General features: G+C 57.7%; 1 protein-coding gene. It reads right to left on the minus strand.

Annotation, left to right across the window (positions count from 1 at the left end):
- Window positions 1-892, minus strand: an 892-nt coding sequence (locus tag ACZM96_RS10845; protein WP_489489071.1) for an MFS transporter, incomplete at its 3' end; no start/stop codon positions are given.
- Window positions 893-1,962 lie beyond the last annotated feature (1,070 nt).

Genomic DNA, 1,962 nt, shown 5'->3' on the forward strand with positions numbered 1-1,962 from the left:
TCAGGCCGAGCACCTGCTGAAGATAGAGGGAGAAAAACAGGGAGAGTCCCTGAAAGGAACCGTAGTTGATGAAGGTCGCCGCCATGCCGTCAGGGAGCCCCGGAACCTTGGCCAGTATCTTCAAGTCGAGCATGGGATCGGCGGACGTCCATTCCCTGCGGACAAACGCTATCAGGATCAGCACGCCCAGAGGCAGCAGGCCCACCACGGCAGGATGCAGGAACGTACACGTTGCGCCCATGGTCATGCAGGCAAGGCCCAGCGCGCCCAGGAGCGCGCTCACGACGTCGAAGGAGCGGCCGGATTTTTCCTGCGTGTCACCGGGAATGACGTGATGCAGCAAAATAAGTTCCGCCAGACTCAGAGCTGCAATGAGAAAGAACACCATGCGCCAGCCGGAGAGTTCCGTAATGCCGCCGCAGGCCAGCGGACCGATGGCCAGTCCAAGATACACGGCCGACACCACAATGCTTATCACCTGACCGCGTATATGGGGCGGCGCGAGCGTCACGCTGAGCGTGGTGACGGCGCAGGAAATGGTGGCGGCGGCAACGCCCTGAGTAAAACGCAGGGGAATAAGCACCGACATGGCCGGAGCGAGGCCCATGAACACGCTGAAAAGGCAGAAGCATCCCACGCCCGCCAGCAGGATGCGCTTGACGCCGAATATATCGGCGATGCGACCGCTCAGCATGTGCGATATGGACTGCCCCAGGTTATAGCACACCATGACCAGCGAGAGCATGACGGCCGGAGCTCCCAGGGACTCGCCTATGGACGGAAGTATGGCGGCCACGCCGCTCATGAGGAAAGGCGCGAACAGATTGCCCGTCCAGAGGGCGGCAATAACGGCCTTCAAATGCAGAGACGAGGTGTTTTCAGCTTCGGACATGACGAACCTCCCTGCAAAAACCTACGCCAAACCGGCATCGGTGGAAAGAAAGCCCGTCATCTTCGTGAAATAACGATCAATACAATAATCTTCTTCTGCTCCGCAACACGATGCAGCATAACTGTCGCATTTCCGATCCATCTACATCCTTTTCCGTCTGATTCTTCCGCATAACCATGCTTTGCCGTCAAAACATCGTGCCGACAGTCCGACCATTTCCGCGAAAGACGGCAGCCCCGACAAAAGCATAAACGACAAGCTGCGCCTGCAAGGGTTCTGCAACACGCCTTCCTCTATTCAAACAATCATCGATAGCCCGGCATTTTCCTTCGATTACCGCGTTTTTCTCGTCGGCCGGGCGTCCCAGAAATCCGCCCCTGATTTTCCTTCTTATCATCGTTCTTTACTTCACATAATCATGATGTTTCTTCACGTTTCTCCGCAGCTCTTCGCATGGTGGAGAATACGGGCAGCGAACCTCGTCGCCGAAACCTCCCGAACACCTCCGAACGCGCAGGAAGCGACTTTTCGCACCCGCAGCACTGTCAGCCTCATGAAAGCTGTTCTCATCTTCCAACACGGCAATGGCTCCCCTCCCCGCTCACCTTCTCCAGAAAACTCCCGCGCTTCTCCGGGCAACTTCCGCCGCCGACAAAAAAATCCCCCCTCCCCTCCTTCGGCATGCCGTCCGAAGCAACGGATCTGCACTTCTCCGTCCACATGAAAAAAGAGCTCCGGCAAAACGAACCGGAGCCCTTCCATTGTTTGTTTTGGCAGCATCGCCTCAGACGTATCACCTGAGCTCGACGAAAGTCTGCCCGCGCAGAAAGTGCGCCTGCAAAGACGCCCGACATGTCCCGCCGAACCGGCGAAGCCGGGAGGCGGAAACAAGGGGGCGCGGGGGGCTTGTCCCGACTTTGTCGGGGAATTATTCCCCCCGCATGCCTTTCCTGCCTTTTCCTATCTTTCCTGCCTTTAGAACTTCCAGCTTATGCCGACGCTGACGCTCTGGTCGGTTTCGTGGGTGGAAGCCTGCACGCCGTAGTTGAGGCCGAGGGCGAAGTTGCCCT

This window comes from Mailhella sp. (genome assembly GCF_057866825.1).